Source organism: Pseudomonas sp. AIG, assembly GCF_977020205.1.
The window spans coordinates 21,883-48,351 of sequence record NZ_CDROCK010000004.1 but is presented as its reverse complement, the minus strand read 5'-3'; the positions used below and the strand labels follow the sequence as shown (position 1 = coordinate 48,351).

Sequence of the window (26,469 nt, the reverse complement as noted above, 5' to 3'; positions counted from 1 at the left end):
GGTCCCCATGTAGGAGCTGCCGAAGGCTGCGATCTGTTGATCTTGCCTTTGAGAAAATCAAACTCAAAAGATCGCAGCCTTCGGCAGCTCCTACAGGGAATCTGTGGGGTATCGGCCTCTTGGGTCTGCAATTAAGACCCAAGTGACCGACGGAGTTCCTCAGGCCAGGCCCAAAACCTTGAAAACAAATGCGTATTCGAGCGCTACGTCACGTAATCCCTGATAACGCCCGCTCATCCCGCCATGCCCGGCGCCCAGTTCAGTCTTGAGCAGCAGCACGTTGTTGTCGGTCTTGGTTGCGCGCAGTTTCGCCACCCACTTGGCCGCTTCCCAGTACTGCACGCGGCTGTCGTTGTAGCCGGCAATCACCAGCGTCGCAGGATAATTCTGTGCGCTGACGTTTTCGTACGGCGCGTAAGCCTTGATCCGCTCATAAACCTCCGGCTCTTCAGGATTGCCCCACTCGTCATATTCAGTGACGGTCAGCGGCAGCTCCGGGTCGAGCATGGTGTTGAGCACGTCAACGAACGGCACTTCGGCAATCGCCACGGCGAACAGGTCCGGACGCTGGTTGAGCACAGCACCGATCAACAAACCACCGGCGCTGCCACCGCTGATTGCCAGTTTGTCTGCGGTGGTAATGCCGTTGAGGATCAGGAATTCGGCGCAGGCAATGAAATCGCTGAAAGTGTTGTGCTTGTGTTCCTGTTTGCCGGCGCGATACCACGCCTCGCCCAGTTCACCGCCGCCGCGTACATGGGCGATGGCGAAGGCCATACCGCGATCCAGAAGGCTCAGGCGCGCGTGAGAGAACCACGGATCAAGGCTCGAACCGTAAGCGCCGTAACCGTAGAGATACAGCGGCACCGCTTTGCCGACCATTTCGCGCTTCATCACCAGACTGATCGGCACCTGCGTACCGTCCGGCGCGGTCGCCCACAGGCGCTGGCTGACGTAAGCGTCGGCGTCGAACGGGCCGAGCACCGGGGTTTCTTTCAAAACGGTTTGTTCGCCGCTCGCCAAGATCAACTGGCGCACCTGTGCCGGACGGTTCAACGCCTCGTAGCGCAGACGAATGCGGTCGCTTTCAAACTCCAGGCTGTTTTGCACATACAGGCTGTAGGCCGCGTCCGGCAATTGCACGCGATACGGCGCCAGACCGTGTGGGTGAACTTCGATGATCGGCAGGCCACCCTCGCGCAGGCTCAGGGTCATGGCCTCGGTGTTGAGGCTGACACCGTCGAGCATCACTGCGTCGCTGTGGGGGATCAGGTTCTGCCAGTCGGCTTCGGTCGGCGCGGTGCCGGTGTCCGGGGCCTGATACAGGGCGTAGTTGATGCCGTCACGGTTGGTGCGGATAAACCACGTCCACACACCATCGAGCAGGCCGTGATCGACATCGTATTCATGATCTTCGACTCGCGGGGCCAGGCAGGTGAACGGCAGGTGCGGCTGATTGGCGTCGAGCGCCCAGACTTCGCTGGTGGTTTTGCTGCCCAGCGACAGCAGCAATTGCTGCTCGGAACTGGAACGGTAGCAGTGCAGGAAGAAACGCCCGTCCGCCTCATGGAACACCTCTTCGGCAGCCGTGCCATCGAGGCGATAACGGAACAGTTTGTGCGGGCGATGGGTATCGTCGAGTACGCCGAAAAACAGCGTCAGGCTGTCGTTGGCCCAGGTCATGCTGCCGTCGCAGTCTTCGAATTCCAGTTCGCTGACTTTATCGTTGGCCAGTTCCTTGACGAACAGCGTGTAAATCTCATCGCCCGAGGCGTCGACGCTGTAGGCCAGACGCTGGTGATCGGGGCTGATGCTGAACGCGCCCAGCGAGAAGAACCCGCCATTGGCCAGCACATTCGGGTCGAGCAGCAATTGTTCGCGGCTTTCGTCGAGGCTCAGGCTGTCGTCTGCCGGACGCGGGCAGCGGTAATGCCGGGCGTATTCGTCACCGGCGGTAGTACGCGTGTAATACAGGTACGGGCCCCACGGCGAAGGCAGGGACAGGTCGGTTTCCAGAATCCGGCCCTTGATCTCTTCGAAAAGGGTTTCACGAAGTTCAGCCTGATCGGCGGTTTGCGCTTCCTGGTAGGCGTTTTCGGCCTTGAGGTAATCGAGCACCGCGTCGGTGTCGCGCTCCTGCAACCAGGCATACGGGTCGGCACCGGCAGCCTTGTGGGCGATCGGGGCACTGATGACGTTGGCGGATTGGGGCATGGAAGGCTCTCGGACAATGTAGGAATAGGGGTTTTCGCAGCGCTTGAAACCGCCGCAGACCCTGTAGGAGTGAGCCTGCTCGCGATAAGGCCGGCACATTCAACATCAATGTTGTCAGGCTGTCCGTCATCGCGAGCAGGCTCACTCCTACAGGTCGCATGTCTATTGGGACAAGCCGCACGGGCGAAAAGTCGTTACTATAAGCGCCTCTTTGCCTGCCTTGCCATGGACACCATGACCGAGAACGACTATCTGATCGCCTGGGGCCTCTACGCCTTTGCCGCTGTGGGCTGCCTGTTGGTATGGATGCGCCTGACCACCTGGATGTGGCGCTGGTTGCGCGAACCGCTGCGTGTGTTGATGGCGGTGTTGCTGTTCAGCCCGACCATCATTGATCCGGTGAAAGCCAAGGTTGCGCCGTCCATCGCCATCACTGCGCTGGACCTGGCCTTCAAGGTCGGCAACAACGCCTGGCGGGCGATCTCCGATCTGTTCATGTACAGCATGATCGCGTTCGGCATCTACCTGATCTTTGTGCTGATCCGCTTCCCGATCGAACGTGCTTCGCGTGCGCGCCGTGAACAGGCAGAAGCCGCCAAAGCCGCGGCTCGCGCCGATGACCGTGACGATGATCAACCGTTCGGCGGTGCCGGCGATGACCGTTATGGCCGTCCACCTCTGCCGAATAATCCGCAGCGCATGCGGGTCGAGCCGCGCCTGTAACCCGAGAGTCCGCACATGTGTGAATTACTGGGCATGAGTGCCAACGTGCCGACCGATATCGTGTTCAGCTTCACCGGCCTGATGCAGCGCGGCGGCCGCACCGGCCCGCACCGCGATGGCTGGGGCATTGCCTTCTATGAAGGCCGTGGCTTGCGCCTGTTTCAGGACCCTGCGGCGAGTTGCGAGTCGGAAGTCGCCAATCTGGTGCAGCGCTATCCGATCAAGAGCGAAGTGGTCATCGGCCACATCCGCCAGGCCAACGTCGGCAAGGTCTGCCTGTCCAACACCCATCCGTTCGTCCGCGAGCTGTGGGGGCGCAACTGGTGTTTCGCGCATAACGGCCAGCTCGCCGATTTCACCCCGATCAAAAGCTTCTACCGCCCGGTCGGCGATACCGACAGCGAGGCGGCGTTCTGCGATTTGCTCAACCGCGTGCGTGCAGCTTTTCCGGAGCCGGTCGATATAGAAGCGCTGCTGCCGGATCTGGTCGCCGCGTGCGCCGAATACCGCAGCAAAGGCGTGTTCAACTGCCTGCTCAGCGATGGCGACTGGCTGTTCTGCTATTGCTCGACCAAACTCGCACAGATCACCCGACGCGCCCCGTTCGGCCCGGCGCGGTTGAAGGATGTCGACGTGATCGTCGATTTCCAGGCGGAAACCACGCCCAACGATGTGGTCACGGTGATCGCCACCGAACCTTTGACCGAAAATGAAACCTGGACCCGCTACGAACCGGGCCAATGGAGCCTGTGGCGACGCGGCGAATGCGTTAGCCAGGGCAAGACCGAATAAGGATCTACCCCGATGTTGCTCAGTTATGTACGGCTGGTGTTGTTTGCGGCGGGCCTGTTGATCGGTGTCCAGGTGCCGGGTTTCATCAATGATTACGCGAAACGCGTCGAGGCGCATCTGATCGAGGCGCAGACCGGTCTGCGCGGTTTTCAAGGGACTGCCGAGCAGTTCTTCAAGGGCGATATGCAGGCGCTGGTCGCGCATTATCGCGCTAGTGAAGACCCGATATTCCGCAGCGATGCCGACAGTCTGAACACCTTGCTCACGCGTCAGGTGGCGTTGGACAAGCAGTTCCAGGCGATGCAAGGCCCGTGGTACATCCGCTTCCTGCAAGTGGTGCTGGCGGCGGATCCGGACATTCGCAAGGAAACCTGGAACGGTTACAGCTACCAGATTTTGCTGACCCCGGAAGCGATGATTTGGGGCATGAGCGGCGCGTTGCTGCTGTCGTTCGGCATTGAATGCCTGTTCCGACTGATCGACTGGGTCGTGCTCGGTGGCCGACGTTTGCGCCAGAGCCGGCCGATCGAAGACCGCGACGTGCGCGGGTTGTAACAGGATGATCATTCCCACGCTCCGCGTGGGAATGTAGCCCGGGACGCTCCGCGTCCCAGACCGGACGCGGAGCGTCCATTGAGGCATTCCCACGCGGAGCGTAGGAACGATCACTGGGTCAGGGTGATGTAGTTTTCACCGACCTTATGCGCATATCCGGTCAGCACCTGCTGACACAACGTCACAATCTCCTCGACCCACTCAACCCCCACCCGCCACGACACCACCACCTGCAAATCCGGCGGCCGTTGATCAATGGCCAATAACGTCAATTCCCCCCGCGCCAATTCCTCCGCCACCAGCACCGGCGGCAGCACACCAATACCAAAACCATCGCGCAATAACCGGGTAATCGCCGACACTGAATTCACGCAATTCAAGCGTGGTGCGATCACGCCGTTCGCCTGCATCAACGCCAAAAGGTCCTGATGCGGCCGGGAGTTTTTCGAGTAGGTGATGATGCGCTCCTGCGCCAGTTCGGTGAGGTCGGCATAGTCGCGGTTGTAGATCGAATTACTGGCGACAATCCAGCCCAGCGGATGGCTGGCCAGCTCCAGACTGCGCACGCTTTCATGGCGGATCAGATCGGTTTGCAGAACGATGTCGAGGAAGCCTTTTTGCAGTTGATCGCAGAGGTTCAGCGAGGTATCCGCCACCAATTCTATTTCCACCCGTGGATACAGGTCAGTCATCTGCGCCACCAACGGGCTGAGCCAGGTGTGAATCACCGTGTCCATCACGCCGATACGTACACGGCCGACCTTGCTTGAGCGGGTTTCGATCGATTGCTTGAGTGCAGACATCGTGTCGAGCATCTGCTCGGCATACTCCAGCACTTTCAGACCTTCAGGCGTCAGGCTGACACCGCGTGAATCGCGCAAAAACAGCTTCACCCCCAGTTCACCTTCCAACACCGCGATGCGGCTGGAAATCGACGCCTGGGTGGTGAACAGCTTGTCGGCGGTCAGGCGAAAACTCTTCAGGCGGGCGACCCAGACAAAGGTCTCGAGAAACTTCAGGTTCATGGGCAAGGCTCGGGTGACAAATTTTTCTTATGGCTAAGGCGGGTTTTTATTCGTTGGACGCAGCAGGGCCGCGCGACGAAAAATCGACGCATCCGGTCCCCACGATAGGCGTCGTCGGGGCTACGAACAAGACCAATAAAAAACCTGCGGAGATAAGCCATGCGTGCTCCCGACACCCTAGAAACATCCACGGCACCGGCGCGTCCGGGGCCGTTCGACTGGTATCGCAACATCAATCAGCAAGAGCGTCGCACGTTCTGGAGCTGCAAGATCGGCTACGGTCTGGACGGTATGGACACGCAGATGCTCAGCTTCGTCGTACCGACACTGATTGCGATGTGGGGCATCACCACCGGCGAAGCGGGGCTGATTCATACCAGCACGCTGATTGCTTCAGCGATTGGCGGTTGGGTCGCCGGGATTCTCTCTGACCGCATCGGTCGTGTGCGCACCCTGCAACTGACCGTGCTGTGGTTCGCCTTCTTCACCTTCCTCTGCGGCTTCGCGCAAAACTACGAACAACTGTTGATCGCCCGCACCTTGATGGGCTTCGGTTTCGGCGGTGAATGGACTGCTGGCGCGGTGCTGATCGGCGAGGTGATCCGCGCCAAGGACCGCGGTAAAGCGGTGGGCATGGTGCAATCCGGTTGGGCGCTGGGCTGGGGGCTGACGGCGATTCTGTATGCGCTGCTGTTCTCGGTGCTGCCACCGGAAGACGCCTGGCGCGCGCTGTTCATCCTCGGCATCGTGCCAGCCATTTTCGTGATTTTCGTCCGCCGTCTGGTCAAGGATCCGGAGATTTATCGCGAGGCCAAGGCCCAACAAACGCCGGAGAATCAATCGAAGTTCTACGAGATCTTCGCCCCCGGCATGCTCTTCACCACGTTCCGCGCTTCGCTGCTGACTACCGGGGCTCTGGGTGGTTACTACGCAATTACCTCCTGGTTGCCGACCTTCCTGAAAAACGAGCGAGGCTTGAGCGTACTCGGCACAGGCGGGTATCTGGCGATGGTGATTGTCGGGTCTTACGTCGGTTATGTGATCAGCGCCTATCTGACCGACCTGCTGGGACGGAAAAAGAACTTCATCCTGTTCGCGGTCGGCTCGTTCACCATCGTTCTGCTCTATACGCAGTTGCCGGTCAGCAACGGCGTGATGTTGTGGCTGGGCTTTCCGTTGGGTTTCTTCGCCTCGGGGATTTTCAGCGGCATGGGCGCGTTTCTGACTGAATTGTTTCCCACACGAATTCGCGGTTCGGGGCAGGGCTTTTGCTACAACATCGGCCGTGCACTGGCGGCATTGTTTCCGCTGTTGATCGGTTTGCTCAGCCAGAAAGTACCGTTGAGCGTAGGCATTGGCGCGTTTGCGGCGGTGTCCTACGGCGTAGTCATTATCGCGGCGTTGAGCCTGCCGGAAACCCGTGGCAAACAACTCGATGCGCAGTAACTGATAACCTGCGAGGGCAATGCCCAACGGGCATTTGTCCTACGGATAGAAAGACAAGCACCTACAGGAGTGTTCACCGTGAGCCGCCTGCTATTGAATTGTGACATTGGCGAGAGCTTCGGCAGCTGGACCATGGGTCTGGATGCCGAGGTCATGCCCTTCATCGATTGCGCCAACGTAGCCTGCGGTTTCCATGCCGGCGACCCGAGCATCATGCGCAAGACCGTCAGCCTGGCGTTGAGCCACGGCGTGCAGATCGGTGCGCACCCGGCCTATCAGGATCTGGTCGGTTTCGGCCGTCGCTCCATGGCGTATTCGGCGCAAGAGCTGCAAGACATTCTGCATTATCAGATTGGCGCCCTCGACGGCATCTGCAAAGCCCAGGGCGGACGCGTCAGTTACGTCAAACCCCACGGCGCGATGTACAACGACATGATGGCCAACCCGGCGCAATTGCGTGCGGTGATCCAGGCGGTGGCTGCTTATGACCGCAGCCTGCCGCTGATGCTGATGGCCACCCGCGATAACTCCGCTGCGCAGCAGATCGGCGATGAGTACGGCGTGACACTCTGGTTCGAAGCCTTCGCCGACCGCGCCTACGACAGCGCCGGCACACTGGTTTCACGACAACTGCCGGGCGCGGTGCATCACGACCCCGAGGTAATCATCGAACAAGCCCTGACCATCGCCCGTGGCGGCAACCTCACCGCCAGCGATGGCAGCGCCTTGCGCCTGCACGCCAATACCCTCTGCGTGCACGGTGATAACGCCAGTTCGGTGGCCGCCGTGCAGCGCATTCGCGAGGCCCTGAGTCAGCAGAGTGCCTCATGAATCCAAGGATTGAAGTGGTGGCGCTGGATTGCCTGATGCTGCGTCTGTTCGATGAAATCGCCGAAGCCAACATGCCGTGGATGCTGGCCGCCAGTGAGCGTTTGCGTTCGGTGTTCGGCGCACAGCTGATTGATCTGGTGCCGTCGTATACGACGTTGATGGTGCATTACGACCTGACGGTTTTGAATCCGAATCAGGCGCGGGAATTGCTTGCTGAGGCGCTGGTTGATTTGTCGCCCCATGCGCGAAGCGGCGGCCAATGTCACGCGTTGCCGGTCTGGTACGACCTCAGCGTCGGGCCAGAACTGCGCTTGCTGGCTGAGCGCAGTGGGCTGGCAGTAGAAGAGGTGATCCGTCGGCACAGCGGTCGCGAATATCAAGTGTTCGCTCTCGGTTTTGCACCGGGCTTCGCCTTTATGGGCCTGGTCGAAGAGATTCTGGCCGCGCCGCGTCTGAACACGCCACGCAAGAAAGTCGCTGCCGGCAGCGTCGGGATTGCCGAACGGCAGACGGCGGCCTACCCGGTGGTTTCTCCCGGCGGCTGGAACCTGATCGGTCGCACGCCAGCGAAATTGTTCGACCGCAACCGTGATGGCTACAGCCTGATGCAACCCGGCGACACAGTGCGATTCGAAGCGGTAAGTCGCGCTGAATTCGTCAATCTGGGCGGCGACGACACGCCACTGGAGGTGCAGGCATGAGCCGGCTGACGATTGAAGCGAGTACACCGCTGTGCCTGTTGCAGGACGCAGGACGCTTCGGCGTGCGGCATCTGGGGGTGACCCAGGGCGGTGCGGCGGATTGGTGTTCGATGAGCTGGGCCAACTGGTTGCTGGGCAATCGACTGGATGTACCGGTGATCGAAATCACGCTTGGCGGGTTTGCCGTCATCGCTGAAGACGATTGCTTGCTGGCGCTGGCCGGCGCAGATCTTGGCGCACAGATTGACGGGCAGCCGCTGGCGCCGTGGCGCAGTTTCAAGTTGGGTAAAGGACAGAAGTTGCTGTTCACGCAACCGCTGCTCGGTGCCCGGGCTTATCTGGCGGCGCCCGGCGGCTTTGAGGCCCCCAAGGTCTTGGGCAGCAGCGCGACAGTGGTGCGCGAAGAGTTCGGCGGTCTGGATGGCCTGGGCTTGCCGCTGGCCAAGGGGGCGGCACTGAGTTATCGCGGTGAATCGCTGTGTGTTCGCGAAGTGCCTGTGGATTCACGGCCGGATTTGAAATCGAATGCGCCGCTGGATCTGGTGCTCGGCGCGCAGATCGGCCAGTTCAGCGGGCAGAGCCTGTTTGATGTGTTCAACAGTGCCTGGACACTGGACAGTCGCGCTGATCGCATGGGCATTCGTTTGCTCGGCAAGACGTTGCAGTATCAGGGGCAGCCGATGATTTCCGAGGGCATTCCGCTCGGAGCGGTGCAGGTGCCGCCGGACGGGCAGCCGATTGTGTTGCTCAATGATCGGCAGACGATTGGCGGGTATCCACGTTTGGGGGCGTTGACGCCGGTAGCGTTGGCGCGGCTGGCGCAGTGTCTGCCGGGAGCGCAGGTGCGGTTAAGGCCGGTGGTGCAGGACGTCGCGCACCGTGAGCAGATCAAATATCTGCAGCGCTTTTGATCGTTCCCACGCTCCGCGTGGGAATGCCGCCCGGGACGCTCCGCGTCCCTGTGACGCAGAGCGTCAATGGATGCGTTCCCACGCAGAGCGTTGGAACGATCTGGTCGTCATTTGGACAGAAACCGCATCCCTTCCTCAAGCCCGCGCAACGTCAACGGATACATCTGATCCTCGATCAGATCCCGCACGATGTTGGTCGACGAGGTATAGCCCCAGGTGTCCTTCGGATACGGATTGATCCAGATAAGCTTCTTGTACTTTTCCATGAAACGCTGCATCCACACATAACCCGGCTCTTCGTTCCAGTGCTCGACGCTGCCGCCAGCCTGGGTGATTTCATAAGGCGCCATGGCGGCATCACCGATGAAGATCACTTTGTAGTCGGCGCCGTACTTGTGCAGCAGATCCTGGGTCGAGGTGCGCTCGGAGGTGCGGCGCATGTTGTTCTTCCACACCGATTCGTAAACGAAGTTGTGGAAGTAGAAGTACTCCAGATGCTTGAACTCGGTCTTGCAGGCCGAGAACAGCTCTTCGCAGATCTTCACGTGGGCGTCCATCGAACCGCCGATGTCGAACAGTAGCAAGAGCTTCACGGTATTACGTCGTTCGGGGCGCATCTGAATGTTCAGCAGACCGGCATCACGAGCGGTGTGGTCGATGGTGCCGTCGATGTCCAGTTCTTCCGCTGCGCCCTGACGCGCGAATTTACGCAAGCGGCGCAGGGCAACCTTGATGTTGCGGGTACCCAGTTCCACCGAATCATCGAGGTTTTTGTACTCACGCTGATCCCAGACTTTCACGGCTTTGCCCTGGCGCTTGCCAGCATCGCCGACCCGAATGCCTTCCGGGTTGAAACCACCGGAGCCGAACGGGCTAGTGCCGCCGGTGCCGATCCATTTGTTGCCGCCGGCGTGACGTTCCTTCTGTTCTTCCAGGCGCTTCTTGAACTCTTCGATCAGCTTGTCCAGACCGCCGAGGGACTGGATCTGCGCGCGCTCCTCATCGCTCAGCGAACGCTCGAACTCCTTGCGCAGCCACTCTTCGGGAATCAGCGCCTGCAAATGATCGTCGAGCTTTTCGAGGCCATTGAAATAGGCGCCGAACGCGCGGTCGAACTTGTCGAAATGGCGTTCGTCCTTCACCAGAATCGCCCGCGACAAGTAATAAAACTCGTCCATGTCGGCGAAGGTCACGCGCTGCTTCAGCGCGTTGATCAGGTCGAGCAACTCGCGCACCGACACCGGCACCTTGGCCGCACGCATTTCATTGAACAGGTTGAGCAACATGGCATCAGCCTCTTAGCGGGTGCCACGACGGCTCATGAACGCCAGGCGCTCAAGCAATTGCACGTCCTGTTCGTTCTTCACCAAGGCACCGGCCAGTGGCGGGATCGCCTTGGTCGGATCGCGTTCGCGCAGCACCGCTTCGCCGATGTTGTCGGCCATCAGCAGCTTCAGCCAGTCAACCAGTTCCGAGGTCGACGGCTTCTTCTTCAGGCCCGGCACTTTGCGCACGTCGAAGAACACGTCCAGCGCTTCGCTGACCAGATCCTTCTTGATGTCCGGGTAGTGCACGTCGACGATTTTTTGCAGGGTGGTACGGTCGGGGAAGGCGATGTAGTGGAAAAAGCAGCGGCGCAGGAAGGCGTCCGGGAGCTCTTTCTCGTTGTTGGAGGTAATGATGATGATCGGGCGCTTCTTGGCCTTGATGGTCTCGTCGATCTCGTAAACGTAGAACTCCATCTTGTCGAGTTCTTGCAGCAAGTCGTTGGGGAACTCGATGTCGGCCTTGTCGATCTCATCGATCAGCAGAATGACCCGCTCTTCGGACTCGAACGCCTCCCAGAGCTTGCCTTTCTTCAAGTAGTTGCGCACGTCGTGGACTTTTTCATTGCCCAGTTGCGAGTCGCGCAGACGGCTGACCGCATCGTACTCGTAGAGGCCCTGATGAGCCTTGGTGGTGGACTTGATGTGCCAGGTGATCAACTTGGCGCCGAACGATTCGGCCAGTTGCTCGGCGAGCATGGTCTTGCCGGTGCCTGGCTCGCCCTTGACCAGCAGCGGCCGCTCCAGGGTGATGGCGGCGTTGACCGCCAGCTTCAGGTCATCGGTGGCGACGTAGGCCTGGGTGCCTTCGAACTTCATCTGCTAATCCTCGAACGGTAACGCCGACCTGACGGGCAGGGCGGGGGCGAAATAATCGGATGCCCGACTATAACGCGCAGCCCGGTCGACTGTGAACGCAGACGGCTTATTCAGTCTCTGAATGGGGCGTCACATGTTGACTCAGTCTCGGCCGATGGCCAGTATTCAGGCCTCGTTGATTTGACGATAGCCTTCAGGATGTCCACTGAATCTGTGGCGAGGGAGCTTGCTCCCGCTGGGCTGCGAAGCAGTCCCCATGTGCCCGGAGGCGCTGAATTGATGCTATCCATGAAACGACCACGCTTGGCGGCTGTTACTGCACTCTCTGATTGCCGGCTTGCACTGGACTTTGTTGATGGTCGAGCGCTGACACTCGATTTGAGTCGAGATATTCAAACGTGTAAGCAGTTGCAGCCCTTGCTTGATCCCCAAGTCTTTGCGACTGCCATCTTGGGCGATAAAGGTTGGACCGTTGAATGGCAGGCCCCGGATATTCAGATTGGCGCCGATACTCTATATCTGGATGCTTTTCCAGAGATGAACTCTAACCCGCGTCCGGCTTCGGCCGCTCATACCGGGCATTGAATGCCTGAACGAAACCATTACGCAAAATCTGCAAAAACGCTTCGAATGCGCTGATGTTTTGCTGATGCACGTTACCGCTGAGTTCGACCTTGGTGGCGAACTGGTTTTTCGCCTGGTTCTTCAGCACGGTTTCCGTGCCGCCCACCAGTGCTTCCCAGACCGAGCGGAAAATGCTCTTGTTCTTGTTTTCCACGTCCTGCTGCCAGTTGAACACTTCGACATCGCGCAGCAGCGGTTTGATGTAGCCGTTGACCTGGGCTTTTTTGGCTTGGGCCTCGATCACCACATCACCGTGGCCGGCGTTGAAGTCGAACTTGCCGTAAGCCGAGGCGAAGTCGTTCATGCTTTTGAGTTCGATGTCTTTGGCGCGCAGGCGGAATTCGAAGTCTTCGAAATTGCTCAGCGGGTCAAACGTGGCGGTGGTTTCCAGCGGTGCGTGGCCGAGCAGCAGAGCTTTACCCTCGAAACGGGCATCGCGCTTGCCCTGTTTATCGACGACGTTAGTCAGGTTGTAGATGCTGGCCTCGACGTTCGTGGCGTTCATGTTGACCGGCGGTTTCGAGTTGAAATTGCGGAAACTGATCTTGCCCTCATGAATTTGCACTTCGTCGAGGGTGATCGGCAGCAATTTGCCCAGTTGCGCGCGCCAGTCGGTACCTTGACCGGTTTGAGAGTTCTGCTTGTTGGCACCGCCATCGACGAAGTTGACTTCAGGTTTGACGAATTTGACCTGCGCTACAACAGCATGGTCGTACCACAGCGAATGCCAACTGACTGCCAGATCGATCAGCGGCGCATTGACGAACGGTACCGGCACCTTGCCGTCGACTTTGACGATTTTCAGGCCGTTAATCTTGTAGGCGCCGCGCCATAGGGCCAGATCGACATCAGTGATCTGGCCCCGATAGTCACCCATGTCCGCCAGCTTGCCGTTCAGGTAGTCGCGCACCATGTAAGGCAGGGCGATGTGCAGCGCGATCAGCAGCACAACGACGACGGCAAAAATCCCTAGTGGCCAACTGTAGCGACGCTTCATGACGGCAATTCCCTGACGATGTAAGCGATTGACTGTTACGCCGCGCAGACGTTCGACCCGACTGGACTGCGCCAGGCAACAGGCATACCTTGGAAGGCTGAATTCAATGCTGCATAAGGACCCAGCCATGAGCCGTATTTTTGCTGACAACGCCCATTCCATCGGTAATACGCCGCTGGTGCAGATCAACCGTATCGCGCCGCGCGGTGTGACCATCCTGGCCAAGATCGAGGGGCGCAACCCCGGTTATTCGGTCAAGTGCCGGATCGGCGCCAACATGATCTGGGACGCCGAAAGCAGCGGCAAACTCAAGCCGGGCATGACCATTGTCGAGCCGACCTCGGGTAACACGGGCATCGGTCTGGCCTTTGTGGCTGCCGCGCGTGGTTACAAATTGATGCTGACCATGCCGGCCTCGATGAGCATCGAGCGCCGCAAAGTCCTCAAGGCACTGGGCGCCGAACTAGTGCTTACCGAGCCTGCCAAAGGCATGAAGGGCGCGATCGAGAAAGCGGGCGAAATCGTCGCCAGCGATGCCGACAAATATTTCATGCCGGCACAGTTCGATAACCCGGCCAACCCGGCCATCCATGAAAAGACCACCGGTCCGGAGATCTGGAACGACACCGACGGTGCTGTTGATGTACTCGTGGCAGGCGTCGGCACTGGCGGAACCATCACCGGCGTGTCGCGGTATATCAAGAACACGCAAGGCAAGCCGATTTTGTCGGTGGCGGTGGAACCCATGTCTTCGCCGGTGATCACCCAGGCGCTGGCCGGCGAAGAGATCAAGCCGAGCCCGCACAAGATTCAGGGCATCGGGGCCGGTTTTGTACCGAAGAACCTTGATCTGTCGATGGTTGACCGGGTCGAGCAGGTTACCGACGAAGAGTCCAAGGCGATGGCGCTGCGTCTGATGCAGGAAGAAGGGATTTTGTGCGGCATCTCCTGCGGTGCAGCGATGGCCGTGGCGGTGCGTCTGGCCGAGACGCCAGAGATGCAGGGCAAGACCATCGTGGTGATTCTGCCGGACTCCGGCGAGCGTTATCTGTCGAGCATGTTGTTCAGCGATCTGTTCACTGAACAGGAGACTCAGCAGTAGTCCAGTTGATTCAGGTCAGCCGGGGTTCAGGATGGTTATGCTAATAAATGCTTTGTTGCGCAATTCTTAACACTGAATCTTGTGTAAGGCGGGTTTTGCCCGGCGCCGGTAGTGTTTATCATGGCCGGCTGCCATGCCGGGTAAAAGGCATTGCGCAGCGTTGTCTTTATTCAAGGAGTCGTTGATGACCTTTTCGTTAGCCGCCAAGGTATTGGTGCTGCTGCTGTTCGTGGGCAGCATCCTCTATGTGCATTTGCGCGGCAAGGCGCGTTTGCCGGTTTTGCGCCAGTTCGTCAACCACTCGGCGCTGTTCGCTCCGTACAACGCGTTGATGTACCTGTTCTCCGGCGTGCCGTCCAAGCCATACCTGGATCGCAGCAAATTCCCGGAACTGGACGTACTGCGCGATAACTGGGAAACCATTCGCGACGAAGCCATGCATCTGTTCGATGAAGGCTACATTCGCGCGGCGGAAAAGAACAACGACGCCGGTTTTGGCTCGTTTTTCAAAAAGGGCTGGAAGCGTTTCTACCTCAAGTGGTACGACAAACCGCTGCCTTCCGCCGAAACCCTGTGCCCGAAAACCGTGGCGCTGGTCAGCGCGATTCCCAACGTCAAAGGGGCGATGTTTGCGTTGCTGCCGGGTGGCAGTCACCTGAACCCGCATCGTGACCCGTTTGCCGGCTCGCTGCGCTATCACCTCGGCCTGTCGACGCCGAACTCCGACGATTGCCGGATCTTCGTCGACGGTCAGGTTTACGCCTGGCGCGACGGTGAAGACGTGATGTTCGACGAGACCTACGTGCACTGGGTCAAGAACGAAACCGACCAAACCCGTGTGATTCTGTTCTGCGACGTCGAGCGTCCGCTGAGCAATCGCCTCATGACCCGCATCAACCGCGCGATCAGCGCCTGGCTCGGGCGTGCCACCGCACCGCAGAACCTCGACGATGAACGCGTTGGCGGGATCAACCAAGCCTATGCCTGGAGCAAGAACTTCAGCGACAAGTTCAGTGGCGTGGTCAAACAGTGGAAACGCCGTCATCCGAAGGCTTACCGCGTGATGCGGCCGGTGCTGGCGGTGGTGGTGTTGACGTTGTTGGGGTATTGGCTGTTTGGCTGAGGCTGGATGTTGTAATAAAAAACCGCTCCTTGTGAGCGGTTTTTTTATGAAGAGAAGGTGAACGAGGCGCCAGCGAGGACGCCTCCTGGCTCTTCCGCGGCTGGATTCACCAATGCTTCTCTGATTCGGTGCAACTCCCGTTCAGACAACTTTCCAGAAGAGCGTTTTCTATCAGCTTTTATCGATCTGGCGCCTGGCGCCTTTTTTTCAACGGCAGCCTTCATGGTGCCTCCGGCGTTGATCATTAAATGAGCAGTTGCTCGATACTAGTCTTACCAAATCAGCTTCACAAGCCTACCCTCCGAATCGAATTCAAAACCCAGTTGCCGGTACAGGGAAATCACTCCAGGGAGAGGTTCCTGAATTTCAATTTGGGTACTGCCGATGATTCGCGCGAAGGGAGTCACGGCAGTCAAGGCAAATGTCGCAACTCGGCTTTTGAGAGGGTGATCGTTATCGGGCTTTCCTTCCAGACGCACAATTTTCACTCGCAACCGGCTCTGATTAGGGTTTGCAAAGCAAAGTCCGCATAACTCCTGATCAAACCAGATTGCCAAATCGAAGCTAAGTGGTTCTTTGGCCTTCCACCTGACTACATCTTGCCAAGAGAAATGAGGATCGAACCATTCTTCATAGGCAGTCAGCGCTTGAGCATCGATTGCTTCGAAACGAACTCTGGAGTGATCAACATCCACTATCCCTTGCTGCAACAAGTCTTTGTGCAGCTTTGCGAAAGTAACCCCAGCCTGTTTCCTAGCCTGTGATTTATACACTTGGTAGCGCAAATACGTCCGTTCCCTTGGCATGTGATCCCGTGCATTCCTTGTCCTCCATGGTGGGGTGTCGCAATTGCGATCCAGCCTATTCACCTTGCAGCCAACTGTCCCTGCTGGCCCTTTGTCCAAATCATTGCAATCCATGTCCCACGCTGGTTATAGTCGGTGCTCGTGAGCCGCATCGCTCACGCTCCACCCCTTCAAAAAAGATCTGCGCCAATGCCTGCATCCCTCATCAACGCGGTAGTCGATTCAGCGGTCAACGCTGGCGTCGTGCCGTGCGGGAATCAGCAGCCCCAGCAGATCAGTCATTACCCCCCACCTGTCAGTAGCACGCCGGTGTGCGCAGTCGTATCACCGCCGGGCGTTGGCGTTTCGGGCTGATCGGCAGTTTTTGCTGAGCCCTGCGCCCGCCAGAAAAACCTACTGAATTTCAGCTTCGGCTGAGTTGGCTTCTTGCCTGACTACAGGTGGTATTCATGTTTGTCCTATCGAAAAAATCCGCGCTCGCGGCCGCGTCCACGAGCTTGTTCGTCCTGCTGTGGAGCAGCGGGGCGATCTTCTCCAAGTGGGGTCTGGCCCACGCTTCACCGTTTGCCTTTCTGCTGATTCGCTTTGTGATTGCCCTGTGTGGGCTTCTGCTGTTGGCGCCGCTGCTCAAGCTGAAGTTGCCCAAGGGCGCAAAGCCGATGCTGTTTGCGATCGCCACGGGTGTGGTGTTGTTGGGGGCGTATCAGATTTTCTATCTGCTGGCGCTCAACACCAAAGTCACCCCCGGTGTGATGGCGACCATCATGGGCGTGCAGCCGATTCTCACCGTGGTCTTGATGGAGCGGCAGCGCTCGGCGAGCCGGATGTTCGGACTGGCGCTGGGGCTGGCGGGCCTGATCATGGTGGTTTACCAAGGCATCGGTCTGGCCGGGATGTCCTGGGCGGGGATGCTGTTTGGTCTGTTGGCGCTGGCGAGCATGACGCTGGGTTCGATCATGCAGAAGCGCATCACCGACAATCCTCTCGGTACGCTGCCGGTGCAGTATCTGGCCGGGCTGTTGTTGTGTGGGATCTTCGTGCCGTTCCAGCCGTTCCACTTTGAACACAGCACAGGCTTTATCGTGCCAGTGTTGTGGATGGGGCTGGTGGTCTCGGTGCTGGCGACGTTGTTGCTGTATCGGCTGATCGCGCGGGGCAACCTGGTGAACGTCACCAGTCTGTTTTACCTGGTGCCGGCGGTGACGGCAGTGATGGACTATGTGATTTTCGGCAATCGCCTGGCGGCGTTGAGTGTGCTGGGGATGCTGTTGATCATTGTCGGTCTGGCGTTTGTGTTCCGTAAAACCCGCTAACAGATCGTCAGGTGGCGGCTTTTAGGCCGCCGATCGCGAGCAGGCTCACTCCTACAGGGGAACGCATTCCAATTGTAGGAGTGAGCCTGCTCGCGATCACCATTTCAGCAGCGCCAGAAGTCTAGCGGGCTGTCACCTGCGAAGGTTTCACCACAGCAGGCTTCAACACCAGCCACAACGCCGCAGCAATCAACACCCCGCCATAAATGTGCGCCATCGACAACGGCTCATCCAGCAGCAACGCCCCCCACAACACGCCGAACGGCGGAATCATGAAGGTCACCGTCATCGATTTCACCGGGCCGATCGAACTGAGCAGGCGGAAGTAAATGATGTAGGCAAACGCCGTGCAGCCCAGACCCAGGCCCAGCAGCGACAGCCAGACATTCCAGCCGCCCCAACTGACCGGCGGTGAAGTGATCACGCTATACCCGAACAACGGCAACAGGAACAACGTCGCGCCGAGCATGCTGCCCAGCGCCGACAGACGACTGTCCAGGCCACCGGCCTGATCGAGCCAGCGCCGCGCGAGGAAACCGGCGAAGCCATAGCAAGTGGTCGCCAGCAAGCAGGCGAGGGCGCCCATCAACAGTTGCATGTCAAATGCCACGGGACCGGCGCGGGTCAGTACGCCAACACCGAACAGGCCGAGGAACACCCCGCCCAGTTTGGCCGCGGTGAGTTTTTCACTGAAGAACAACCCGCCAATCAGCACGCCCATCAGCGGCGTGGTGGCGTTGAAAATCGCCGAATAACCGGCCGGCAACACCTGGGCCGCGACCGAATACAGCGTCGCCGGAATCCCCGAGTTGATGACGCCCAGCAGCATCACGGTTTTCAGTTTGCCTTTGAAATCCCAGCGCACGCGCATCAGTCCGAGGATCACCAGCAGGCCAACGGCCGCAATCGACACGCGAAAGAAGCCGGTAGGGATCGTGCCAATCACCGGCGCAATAATGCGCATGAACAGAAAACTCGCGCCCCAGATGGCCGCCAGCGACAACATACGGAAAATATCGACAGGGCTCACGGCGCGTCTCCTTCCTTGATCGGGACGAGAGTGTTGCCGAGCGCCCTGACGAAGGCAACCGCTATTGGAGCATGCAACTTTCCGATCAGATCACAAAACGCGTGACCAGACCGTTGAGGTCGACGGCCAGTCGCGACAGTTCCTGGCTCGCGGCCGAGGTCTGAGTGGCGCCGGCGGCGGTTTGAGTCGAGAGGTCGCGGATGGTCACCAGGTTCTGATCGACCTCCCGCGCCACCAATGCCTGTTGCTCGGCCGCGCTGGCGATCACCAGATTGCGCTGGTTGATCTGCGCGATCGACGCAGTGATTTTCTCCAGTGCCTGACCGGCACTGTTGGCGCGGCGCAACGTCTGACTCGCCTGCTCGGCACTGCTCTGCAAAGCGCCAACGGTTGCCCCGGTGCCTTGCTGGATGTTGCTGATCATCAGCTCGATTTCTTCGGTGGAATTCTGCGTGCGTTGCGCCAGCGAGCGCACTTCATCGGCCACTACCGCAAAGCCGCGCCCGGCCTCACCGGCGCGTGCTGCTTCGATCGCGGCGTTGAGCGCCAACAGGTTGGTCTGCCCGGCAATCCCGCGAATGACCTCCAGCACTTTGCTGATGTCCTGCGCCTGAGTGGCCAGGCCCTCGGCTTGCTCCGATGCGCCGAGTACCGCATCGACCAGTTGCTGAATCGAACTGATGGTTTCGCTGACCTGGACATGGCCGTGTTTGCTGTCCTCGTTCGAAGCCTCGGACGCCTCGGCGCTGGACACCGCGTTGGCGGCGACTTCATCCACCGCCGTGCTCATCTCAGTGACCGCCGTGGCGGCCTGTTCGATCTGGTCGTTCTGCTGTTGCAGGCCGCGGGTACTTTGCTCCATCACCGAACTCATTTCCTCGGCAGCGGAAGCCAGTTGCTGCGCCGATTCGCTGATACCGCGAATGGTCGAGCGCAGATTGCCTTGCATCTCGGCCAAGGCGTCGAGTAGCTGCGCCGCTTCATCTTTACCGGTGCTGGCGATCTGGCCGCTGAGGTCGCCGGCGGCAATGCGTCGTGCCACATCCAGTGCCTGGTTGATCGGGGTGGTGATGCTGCGGGTCAGCAGCCAGGCCAATAGCAAGGTGGCAATCAGGGCGACCACGATGATCGACGCGACGATCCAGAATGCCCGTTCATACATGGCTGCGGCGGCATCGGCGGCGGCGTCTGCACCTTGTTGATTGAGGCTGATCATCTGCTCCAGCGTCTTGTCGAGCACCGTGCCCTGCGGTGCCAGCTCGTTGCTTAAACGGGCGGCGGCCTGCTCGTTCTGACCGGCTTCAATCTGGCTGACGATCTGATCGAGAATGCTCAGGTATTTGCCGACGGCCACGTTCAAGCCGTCGAGCATTGCCTGTTCCTGATCACTGGCGATCAAGGCTTTGTGATCGTTGAGGCGTTTGAGCAACTCCTCACGTTGCGCCTTGAGGATGCCTTTGCTTCGGTCGCGCACCGCAGGCTGGGAGTTGGTGATCAGACGCAGTGATTCGAGACGAATGCTGGCGATGTTCGCCGCCGCGTCATGAATGCTCTCGATGCTCGGCATCCACGATTCTTCGATCACCGCTGCGCTTTCGCGCAGGGTTTTCATCTGGCCGAGCCCGAACAGACCGACCACCACCAGCAAACTGGCCAAAACGGCAAAACTCAAACTGGCGCGCAAGCCGATGCGCAGATTCCGGATAGACATCAATGTGCTCCTTGATCTTTGAGGGAGAGGTCGTCCTCGTGGACCGAGGATCTTGTTGTGAGGCGGGTGATGGCGGGCTGTATATCAAAGTGCCATCATTTTGGTAAGACCAATCTGGAATCGATGTGAGCGGTGCGCGCGGCCGCAGCAAAGCCACGGACTAGACGCGTGGCGCGCTGATTGGATCCGAAGCCCAGAGAATTCGCGGGTTGGCGCAACGCCAGGAGAAGAACCGCCACGGCGATTAACTGACCGAACGGTCGATTAAAAAAACTTTGCTAAAAACTGTGTCGCTGTACAACCCTGACGCGCATTTGGCAGAAATTGCACTTCACCTGCGCGCGCATCCGTGGCTAAGCTCAGGCACAGATTTCCCAACGCACGCCGAGGTCTCATCTATGCCGCAGCAATGGCCAGCCACCGACATCGCCCGGATGATCCTCGATGGCTTTGACGATTACCGCGAGCATTTCCGGCGGATCACCGACGGCGCCCGGGAACGCTTCGAACAGGCGCGCTGGCAGGATACGCAAACGGCGTCGGCGGCGCGGATCAATCTCTACGAAGAAAAAGTCGGCGAAACCATCGCCCGTCTGCGCGAATACTTCGACGACGACACGCTGATGAATGTCAGTTGCTGGCCGCTGGTGAAAAGCGCCTACATCAGCGTCATCGACCTGCGCTTCGACGATGAGCTGTCCGAGACCTGGTACAACTCGATTTTCTGTGGGCTGTTCAGCCACGACCTGATCAGCGACGGCTGCATGTTCATCCACACCACGCGCCCGAGCCTGCGCCGTGCCCGCGCCGCGCAAACCCGCACCTACAAACCGCAGGGGCAGTTGTCGGGGATGCTCGCGAGCATTTTTGCCGACTACCGTTTCAGCGAGGACTACGCCGATTTGCCCGGTGACTTGCGCCGTCTCGAAGCGCAACTGCGTGAGAACCTGCCGGACTGGGTGTGCAAGGACCCGGAGCTCAGCGTCGAGCTGTTTTCCTCGGTGCTCTACCGCAACAAGGGCGCGTATCTGGTTGGGCGTATTTACACCCGCGACGAGCAGTGGCCGTTGGTGATTCCGCTGCTGCACCGCGAAGGACGCGGGATTCAGATCGATGCGCTGATCACCGACGAAGCCGATGTGTCGATCATTTTCTCGTTCACCCGTTCGTACTTCATGGTCGATGTGCCGGTGCCAGCAGAGTTTATTGGTTTTCTGCGGCGCATCCTGCCGGGCAAGCACATCGCCGAGCTGTACACCTCGATCGGTTTCTACAAGCACGGCAAATCCGAGTTCTACCGCGCGCTGATCAACCATCTGGCCAACACCGATGATCAGTTCATCATGGCCCCGGGTGTGCGTGGCATGGTCATGAGCGTGTTTACCCTGCCGGGCTTCAACACCGTGTTCAAAATCATCAAGGACCGTTTTTCACCGTCGAAAAACGTTGATCGCGCGACTGTGATCGAAAAGTATCGGCTGGTGAAAAGCGTTGATCGGGTAGGGCGCATGGCCGATACCCAGGAGTTCGCCGATTTCCGTTTTCCGCTGAGCAAGTTCGATCCGGCGTGTCTTGAAGAACTGCTGGACGTGGCGCCATCAACGGTGTCGGTAGAAGGCGACACGGTGCTGATCCGGCACTGCTGGACCGAGCGGCGGATGACCCCGCTCAACCTTTATCTGGAAAACGCCAACGAGGCGCAGGTGCGTGAAGCGCTGGAGGATTATGGCCTGGCGATCAAGCAACTGGCGGCAGCGAACATCTTTCCCGGCGACATGCTGCTGAAGAACTTCGGCGTCACCCGCCACGGGCGCGTGGTGTTTTATGACTATGACGAGATCTGCTTTCTGACTGAGGCCAACTTCCGCCACATCCCTGCGCCGCGCACGCCCGAGGACGAAATGGCCTCCGAGCCGTGGTATTCGATTGGGCCGCTGGACGTGTTTCCCGAGGAATTTCCGCCGTTTTTGTTTGCCGATTCGGGGCAGCGCAAGTTGTTCGATCAGTTGCATGGCGAGTTGTATAACGCCGATTACTGGAAAAGCCTGCAGGAGGCGATTCGGGCGGGGAAGGTCATTGATGTCTTTCCGTATCGGCGTAAAGGCTTGGATAACGAGTAGCCCTCTTAAAAAACACCCTCACCCCAGCCCTCCCGAAACGTCGGACCGCCCATAGGGAGAGGGGGCCTACCGAGATGTCTCAAGTCAAACGCCGACCTGAAAGAGCTTGGCGATTATGGATTCGGCAAAGCTCTTTCAGGTCGATGTACCTTTGAAGCATCCCCCAATCGGTCCCCTCTCCCTCCGGGAGAGGGCTAGGGTGAGGGCAGCAATCCCCCAGACACGCCACAAATCCCCCAAATCTGCGACAATCCGCCCCCTGCATAAATAGACGACCGAATTGCCTACCCGATGACCGACGAATCGCCCTCCATCGACAAACTGCTGAAAAACCTCGACCACGCCATGCTCGCCGACCGTCACCGGCTGCGGCGGCAGTTGCTTGAGCTGCGCAAGAAACCCGACGAAGCCAAACTGGCCCAATGGGTGACGCGCATGCAGGCGTCCTGTGATCAGGTGCTGGCGCGCAAGGCCAGCCTGCCAGTGATTCGTTACGACGACAGTCTGCCGATCGCGGCCAAGCGCGACGAAATCAAGAAGGCGCTGGAAAAGCATCAGGTGCTGATCATCGCCGGCGAAACCGGCTCGGGTAAAACCACCCAGTTGCCGAAAATCTGCCTGGAGATCGGTCGCGGCCAGCACGGTCTGATCGGCCACACCCAGCCGCGTCGAATCGCAGCACGCAGCGTCGCCAGCCGGGTTGCCGAAGAACTCGGCACACCGCTCGGTTCGCTGGTCGGCTATCAGGTGCGTTTCGAGGATCAAAGCGATTCCAACACCCTGATCAAGCTGATGACCGACGGCATTCTGTTGGCGGAAACCCAGAATGATCGCTACCTCGAACGCTACGACACGATCATCGTCGATGAAGCCCACGAACGCAGTCTCAACATCGACTTCCTGCTCGGTTACCTGAAAACCCTGTTGCCGCGTCGCCCGGATCTGAAGGTCATCATCACTTCGGCAACCATCGATCTGGAGCGCTTTTCCAAGCACTTCGACGACGCGCCGATTGTTGAGGTATCGGGCCGCACCTTCCCGGTCGACACCTGGTATCGACCGCTGACGCTGGAGCAGGACGAAGAGGGCAACCGCGTCGAGGATGACCTGACGGTGGATCAGGCAATCCTCGCCACCCTCGATGAAATCGCCGCTTACGAGCGCAGCGAACGTCGCAGCCCCGGTGACGTGCTGGTGTTCTTGCCGGGCGAGCGCGAGATTCGCGACGCCGCCGACATGCTGCGCAAAGCCCAGATCAAACACACTGAAATCCTGCCACTGTATGCGCGCTTGTCACCGGCCGAACAGCAGCGAATTTTCCAGTCGCACCCGGGGCGTCGTGTGGTGCTGGCGACCAACGTCGCCGAGACTTCGCTGACCGTGCCGGGCATCCGTTACGTGATCGACAGCGGCACCGCGCGCATCAGCCGCTACAGCTATCGCGCCAAAGTCCAGCGTTTGCCGATCGAGGCGATTTCCCAGGCCAGCGCCAACCAGCGTAAAGGTCGTTGCGGGCGGGTCGAGCCGGGCATTTGCATTCGGCTGTACAGCGAAGAAGATTTTAACGGGCGCCCGGAATTCACCGATCCTGAGATTCTGCGCACCAACCTTGCGGCGGTTATTTTGCAGATGCTGCATCTGCGCCTCGGCGAAATCACCGCATTCCCGTTTATCGAGCCGCCGGATGGCAAAGCGATCAGCGACGGTTTCAACCTGCTGCAAGAACTCTCGGCGGTGGATCGCAACAGCCAGTTGACCCCGCTGGGTCGCCAGTTGGCGCGCCTGCCGGTCGATCCGCGCATGGGCCGCATGTTGCTCGAAGCGGCCAAGCTCGGCAGCCTGCAGGAAGTGCTGATCGTCGCCAGCGCGATGTCTATTCAAGACCCGCGCGAGCGGCCGCCGGAGCGTCAGCAAGCCGCCGACCAGGCCCACGCACAGTGGAAAGACATCGACTCCGACTTCGCCGGTTTAGTGAATCTGTGGCGTGGCTTTGAAGAGCAGCGCCAAGCATTGACGGCCAGCCCGCTGCGCAACTGGTGCCGCAAGAACTTCCTCAACTATCTGCGCCTGCGCGAATGGCGCGATTCCCATCGCCAGTTGAGCCTGATCTGCCGCGACATGCAGTTGAGCCTGAACAAAGAGCCGGCCGATTACCCGAAACTGCACAAAGCCGTGCTGGTCGGTCTGCTCAGCCAGATCGGTCAGAAAACCGAAGACGGTGATTACCTCGGCGCGCGTCAGCGACGCTTCTGGATTCATCCGTCGTCGGGCATTGGCAAGAAGCGCCCGCAGTGGCTGATGACCGCCGAACTGGTGGAAACCACCAAGCTCTACGCGCGCATGGTCGCCAAGATCGACGCCGACTGGATCGAGCCGCTGGCCGGGCACCTGATCAAGAAAAATCACTTCGAACCGCACTGGGAGAAGAAGCGCGGTCAGGTCGTGGCGTTCGAGCAGATCACCTTGTTCGGGCTGATCGTGGTCGGTCGCCGTCCGGTGCATTACGGCCCGGTCGATCCAGTGGTTTCCCGTGAGCTTTTTATCCGCGAAGGTCTGGTGCGTGGCGAGATTCAGTCCAGAGCCAAGTGCCTGACCGCCAACCAGCAACTGCTGGAACAGCTCGACGAACTGGAGGCCAAGGCCCGTCGCCGCGACATTCTCGCCGACGAAGAAACCTTGTACGCGTTCTACGACGCGCGGCTGCCGGCGGAGATTCACCAGACCGCGACCTTCGACAGTTGGTACCGCATCAACAGCCAGAAAGATCCACAGTTGTTGATCATGCGCGAAGAAGACGTACTGGCCCGCGAGGCCAGTGAAGTCACCGCGCGCGATTACCCGGACACGCTGCACATCGGTGATCTGGAACTGGCGCTGACCTATCACTTCGAACCCAATCACCCACGTGACGGCGTGACCCTGCGCGTGCCGGCACCGCTGTTGCCGATGCTGCCGCCGGAACGCCTGGAGTGGCTGGTGCCGGGGATGATCGAAGCCAAGTGCATCGCTCTCGTGCGCAACTTGCCGAAAGCGCTGCGCAAGAATTTTGTGCCGGTGCCTGACTTCATCAAAGCTGCGCTGCAACGCATGACCTTCGGCTACGGTTCGTTGCCGCAGGCGCTGGGCCGCGAATTGCTGCGCATGACCGGCGCGCGGGTCAGCGATGAAGCATGGGCCGAAGCTGAGCAAGGCGTCGAAGGGCATCTGCGGATGAACCTGGAAATCGTTGATGGCCAAGGCAAGTTCCTCGGTGAGGGGCGCGATCTGGCCGAACTGACCGCACGGTTTGCCGAAGCCAGCCAAGCCGCGTTGGCCGTGCCGCAAACTGCGAAAAGCCAGCAGCCGGTGGAGGCCAAAGTCTTCGCGCCGGTGGCGGAAAAGACTCAGCAGAAGATCGCCGGGCTGTCGATGACGGTGTATCCGGCGCTGGTCGAAGAGGGTGGCACGGTCAAGGAAGGGCGCTTCTCGACCCCGGCCGAGGCCGAATTCCAGCACCGTCGCGCCTTGCAGCGGTTGTTGATGCAGCAACTGGCGGAGCCGGCCAAATTCCTGCGCGGCAAGTTGCCGGGGCAAACCGAACTGGGCTTGCTCTATCGCGAGCTGGGCCGCGTCGATGCGCTGGTCGAAGACATTCTGCTGGCCAGCCTCGACAGCTGCATTCTTGAGGGCGAAGACCCGTTGCCCCGCGACGGCGCCGGGTTGGCGGCATTGGCCGAGCGCAAACGCGGCAACTGGACCGAGCACGCCGAGCGCGTGGCGCGGTTGACGCTGGAAATTCTCAAGCTCTGGCACGGTCTGCAAAAACGCTTCAAGGGCAAGATCGATCTGGCCCAGGCTGTGGCACTGAACGACATCAAGCAGCAGATCAACAATCTGATTTACCCGGGTTTTGTCCGCGAGACGCCGATGCAGTGGCTCAAGGAGTTGCCGCGTTACCTGAAAGCGGTCGAGCAGCGCTTTGAAAAGCTCGGCGCGCAGGTGCAGAAGGATCGCGTCTGGAGCGGCGAACTCGCCGGCCTCTGGGCGCAATACCAGACTCGCGCGGCCAAACATGCCCAGGAAGGCAAGCGCGATCCGCAGCTTGAGCTGTATCGCTGGTGGCTGGAGGAATACCGGGTGTCGCTGTTCGCCCAACAATTGGGCACCAAAGTGCCGATCTCCGACAAACGCCTGAACAAGCAGTGGACCCAGGTAGAACCGTAGCGTTGATCGTTCCCACGCTCTGCGTGGGAATGCCTCTGGGGACGCTCCGCGTCCAGTGACGCGGAGCGTCACGGGCTGCATTCCCACGCAGGAGCGTG

Annotated in this window: 21 protein-coding genes; 13 read left to right on the top strand and 8 right to left on the bottom strand. The window is 59.5% G+C overall.

Annotated features, from left to right (window positions below):
• Window positions 1-159 precede the first annotated feature (159 nt).
• Window positions 160-2,214, bottom strand: coding sequence for a S9 family peptidase (locus ACWR1S_RS04015; RefSeq protein WP_454562504.1), 2,055 nt, complete (start codon window positions 2,212-2,214; stop codon window positions 160-162).
• 225 nt (window positions 2,215-2,439) lie between these two features.
• Here ACWR1S_RS04015 and ACWR1S_RS04010 point away from each other — a divergent pair, with 225 nt between their 5' ends.
• The 3 genes from ACWR1S_RS04010 to ACWR1S_RS04000 are packed head-to-tail and all read left to right on the top strand — an operon-like array spanning window position 2,440 to window position 4,284.
• Entirely contained in the window at window positions 2,440-2,937 is a 498-nt protein-coding gene (locus tag ACWR1S_RS04010) for a hypothetical protein (protein ID WP_034153176.1), read from the top strand.
• Window positions 2,938-2,952: 15 nt separating this feature from the next.
• Window positions 2,953-3,729 (top strand): class II glutamine amidotransferase, encoded by a 777-nt coding sequence (locus tag ACWR1S_RS04005; RefSeq protein ID WP_008085906.1) that lies wholly within the window; start codon window positions 2,953-2,955, stop codon window positions 3,727-3,729.
• A gap of 12 nt (window positions 3,730-3,741) precedes the next feature.
• Window positions 3,742-4,284 carry a DUF2937 family protein gene (locus ACWR1S_RS04000; protein ID WP_034153178.1) on the top strand — a complete coding sequence of 181 codons (543 nt, stop codon included), beginning with the start codon at window positions 3,742-3,744 and terminating at the stop codon, window positions 4,282-4,284.
• 110 nt (window positions 4,285-4,394) lie between these two features.
• Here the strand turns inward: ACWR1S_RS04000 and ACWR1S_RS03995 are convergent, their stop codons facing one another.
• Window positions 4,395-5,309, bottom strand: a complete 915-nt coding sequence (locus ACWR1S_RS03995) for a LysR family transcriptional regulator (RefSeq protein WP_454562503.1) — start codon at window positions 5,307-5,309, stop codon at window positions 4,395-4,397.
• 159 nt (window positions 5,310-5,468) lie between these two features.
• Here ACWR1S_RS03995 and ACWR1S_RS03990 point away from each other — a divergent pair, with 159 nt between their 5' ends.
• The 4 genes from ACWR1S_RS03990 (at window position 5,469) to ACWR1S_RS03975 (ending at window position 9,198) form a co-directional block, all read left to right on the top strand.
• A complete protein-coding gene (locus ACWR1S_RS03990; protein WP_454562502.1) occupies window positions 5,469-6,755 on the top strand; it encodes an MFS transporter in 1,287 nt (428 codons plus the stop codon).
• 78 nt (window positions 6,756-6,833) lie between these two features.
• Window positions 6,834-7,586 (top strand): 5-oxoprolinase subunit PxpA, encoded by a 753-nt coding sequence (locus tag ACWR1S_RS03985; protein WP_454562501.1) that lies wholly within the window; start codon window positions 6,834-6,836, stop codon window positions 7,584-7,586.
• Window positions 7,583-8,287 (top strand): 5-oxoprolinase subunit PxpB, encoded by a 705-nt coding sequence (gene pxpB, locus ACWR1S_RS03980; protein WP_454562500.1) that lies wholly within the window; start codon window positions 7,583-7,585, stop codon window positions 8,285-8,287. The genes ACWR1S_RS03985 and pxpB overlap by 4 nt, the downstream gene beginning before the upstream one ends.
• A complete protein-coding gene (locus tag ACWR1S_RS03975; protein ID WP_454562499.1) occupies window positions 8,284-9,198 on the top strand; it encodes a 5-oxoprolinase subunit C family protein in 915 nt (304 codons plus the stop codon). The genes pxpB and ACWR1S_RS03975 overlap by 4 nt, the downstream gene beginning before the upstream one ends.
• Window positions 9,199-9,305: 107 nt before the next feature.
• Here the strand turns inward: ACWR1S_RS03975 and ACWR1S_RS03970 are convergent, their stop codons facing one another.
• Window positions 9,306-10,484 carry a vWA domain-containing protein gene (locus tag ACWR1S_RS03970; RefSeq protein WP_158835441.1) on the bottom strand — a complete coding sequence of 393 codons (1,179 nt, stop codon included), beginning with the start codon at window positions 10,482-10,484 and terminating at the stop codon, window positions 9,306-9,308.
• A 12-nt stretch (window positions 10,485-10,496) separates the two neighbouring features.
• Complete coding sequence (locus ACWR1S_RS03965) at window positions 10,497-11,342, bottom strand: AAA family ATPase (RefSeq protein ID WP_007911294.1); 846 nt, start codon at window positions 11,340-11,342, stop codon at window positions 10,497-10,499.
• 288 nt (window positions 11,343-11,630) lie between these two features.
• On the opposite strand from ACWR1S_RS03965, the gene ACWR1S_RS03960 reads away from it, so the two are divergent.
• Window positions 11,631-11,927: a DUF2442 domain-containing protein gene (locus tag ACWR1S_RS03960; protein ID WP_454562498.1), complete on the top strand. Its 297-nt coding sequence runs from the start codon at window positions 11,631-11,633 to the stop codon at window positions 11,925-11,927.
• Here the strand turns inward: ACWR1S_RS03960 and ACWR1S_RS03955 are convergent.
• Window positions 11,887-12,963 (bottom strand): DUF748 domain-containing protein, encoded by a 1,077-nt coding sequence (locus ACWR1S_RS03955; RefSeq protein WP_454562497.1) that lies wholly within the window; start codon window positions 12,961-12,963, stop codon window positions 11,887-11,889. The genes ACWR1S_RS03960 and ACWR1S_RS03955 overlap by 41 nt on opposite strands.
• Window positions 12,964-13,090: 127 nt before the next feature.
• Between ACWR1S_RS03955 and cysK the strand changes: the two genes are divergently transcribed.
• On the top strand, window positions 13,091-14,065 hold the full coding sequence (gene cysK, locus ACWR1S_RS03950; protein WP_454562496.1) for a cysteine synthase A: 975 nt from the start codon (window positions 13,091-13,093) through the stop codon (window positions 14,063-14,065).
• 184 nt (window positions 14,066-14,249) lie between these two features.
• Window positions 14,250-15,188, top strand: a complete 939-nt coding sequence (locus ACWR1S_RS03945) for an aspartyl/asparaginyl beta-hydroxylase domain-containing protein (protein ID WP_034153190.1) — start codon at window positions 14,250-14,252, stop codon at window positions 15,186-15,188.
• 272 nt (window positions 15,189-15,460) lie between these two features.
• Here ACWR1S_RS03945 and ACWR1S_RS03940 read toward each other — a convergent pair whose 3' ends face one another.
• A complete protein-coding gene (locus ACWR1S_RS03940) occupies window positions 15,461-15,994 on the bottom strand; it encodes a hypothetical protein (RefSeq protein WP_454562495.1) in 534 nt (177 codons plus the stop codon).
• Window positions 15,995-16,443: 449 nt separating this feature from the next.
• On the opposite strand from ACWR1S_RS03940, the gene ACWR1S_RS03935 reads away from it, so the two are divergent.
• Complete coding sequence (locus ACWR1S_RS03935; protein WP_454562494.1) at window positions 16,444-17,307, top strand: DMT family transporter; 864 nt, start codon at window positions 16,444-16,446, stop codon at window positions 17,305-17,307.
• A 121-nt stretch (window positions 17,308-17,428) separates the two neighbouring features.
• On the opposite strand, the gene ACWR1S_RS03930 is transcribed toward ACWR1S_RS03935, so the two are convergent.
• Together ACWR1S_RS03930 and ACWR1S_RS03925 are read right to left on the bottom strand one after the other, a co-directional pair.
• A complete protein-coding gene (locus ACWR1S_RS03930; RefSeq protein ID WP_212622746.1) occupies window positions 17,429-18,337 on the bottom strand; it encodes a DMT family transporter in 909 nt (302 codons plus the stop codon).
• An 85-nt stretch (window positions 18,338-18,422) separates the two neighbouring features.
• Window positions 18,423-20,048, bottom strand: a complete 1,626-nt coding sequence (locus ACWR1S_RS03925) for a methyl-accepting chemotaxis protein (RefSeq protein ID WP_454562493.1) — start codon at window positions 20,046-20,048, stop codon at window positions 18,423-18,425.
• Between the two features lie 398 nt (window positions 20,049-20,446).
• Between ACWR1S_RS03925 and aceK the strand changes: the two genes are divergently transcribed.
• Together aceK and hrpA are read left to right on the top strand one after the other, a co-directional pair.
• Complete coding sequence (aceK, locus tag ACWR1S_RS03920) at window positions 20,447-22,168, top strand: bifunctional isocitrate dehydrogenase kinase/phosphatase (RefSeq protein WP_454562492.1); 1,722 nt, start codon at window positions 20,447-20,449, stop codon at window positions 22,166-22,168.
• Window positions 22,169-22,459: 291 nt separating this feature from the next.
• Window positions 22,460-26,371 carry an ATP-dependent RNA helicase HrpA gene (hrpA, locus tag ACWR1S_RS03915; protein ID WP_454562491.1) on the top strand — a complete coding sequence of 1,304 codons (3,912 nt, stop codon included), beginning with the start codon at window positions 22,460-22,462 and terminating at the stop codon, window positions 26,369-26,371.
• The last annotated feature ends 98 nt before the right edge of the window (window positions 26,372-26,469 follow it).

Bases quoted from the DNA above. Each gene is read 5' to 3' on its own strand.
- ACWR1S_RS03975 (WP_454562499.1), top strand. From the start codon at position 8,284: ATGAGCCGGCTGACGATTGAAGCGAGTACACCGCTGTGCCTGTTGCAG.
- ACWR1S_RS04010 (WP_034153176.1), top strand. From the start codon at position 2,440: ATGGACACCATGACCGAGAACGACTATCTGATCGCCTGGGGCCTCTAC.
- ACWR1S_RS03925 (WP_454562493.1), bottom strand. From the start codon at position 20,048: ATGTCTATCCGGAATCTGCGCATCGGCTTGCGCGCCAGTTTGAGTTTT.
- aceK (WP_454562492.1), top strand. From the start codon at position 20,447: ATGCCGCAGCAATGGCCAGCCACCGACATCGCCCGGATGATCCTCGAT.
- ACWR1S_RS04000 (WP_034153178.1), top strand. From the start codon at position 3,742: ATGTTGCTCAGTTATGTACGGCTGGTGTTGTTTGCGGCGGGCCTGTTG.
- ACWR1S_RS03945 (WP_034153190.1), top strand. From the start codon at position 14,250: ATGACCTTTTCGTTAGCCGCCAAGGTATTGGTGCTGCTGCTGTTCGTG.
- ACWR1S_RS03990 (WP_454562502.1), top strand. From the start codon at position 5,469: ATGCGTGCTCCCGACACCCTAGAAACATCCACGGCACCGGCGCGTCCG.
- cysK (WP_454562496.1), top strand. From the start codon at position 13,091: ATGAGCCGTATTTTTGCTGACAACGCCCATTCCATCGGTAATACGCCG.
- hrpA (WP_454562491.1), top strand. From the start codon at position 22,460: ATGACCGACGAATCGCCCTCCATCGACAAACTGCTGAAAAACCTCGAC.
- ACWR1S_RS03970 (WP_158835441.1), bottom strand. From the start codon at position 10,484: ATGTTGCTCAACCTGTTCAATGAAATGCGTGCGGCCAAGGTGCCGGTG.
- ACWR1S_RS03995 (WP_454562503.1), bottom strand. From the start codon at position 5,309: ATGAACCTGAAGTTTCTCGAGACCTTTGTCTGGGTCGCCCGCCTGAAG.
- ACWR1S_RS04015 (WP_454562504.1), bottom strand. From the start codon at position 2,214: ATGCCCCAATCCGCCAACGTCATCAGTGCCCCGATCGCCCACAAGGCT.
- ACWR1S_RS03940 (WP_454562495.1), bottom strand. From the start codon at position 15,994: ATGCCAAGGGAACGGACGTATTTGCGCTACCAAGTGTATAAATCACAG.
- ACWR1S_RS03960 (WP_454562498.1), top strand. From the start codon at position 11,631: ATGAAACGACCACGCTTGGCGGCTGTTACTGCACTCTCTGATTGCCGG.
- ACWR1S_RS03955 (WP_454562497.1), bottom strand. From the start codon at position 12,963: ATGAAGCGTCGCTACAGTTGGCCACTAGGGATTTTTGCCGTCGTCGTT.
- ACWR1S_RS03965 (WP_007911294.1), bottom strand. From the start codon at position 11,342: ATGAAGTTCGAAGGCACCCAGGCCTACGTCGCCACCGATGACCTGAAG.
- pxpB (WP_454562500.1), top strand. From the start codon at position 7,583: ATGAATCCAAGGATTGAAGTGGTGGCGCTGGATTGCCTGATGCTGCGT.
- ACWR1S_RS04005 (WP_008085906.1), top strand. From the start codon at position 2,953: ATGTGTGAATTACTGGGCATGAGTGCCAACGTGCCGACCGATATCGTG.
- ACWR1S_RS03935 (WP_454562494.1), top strand. From the start codon at position 16,444: ATGTTTGTCCTATCGAAAAAATCCGCGCTCGCGGCCGCGTCCACGAGC.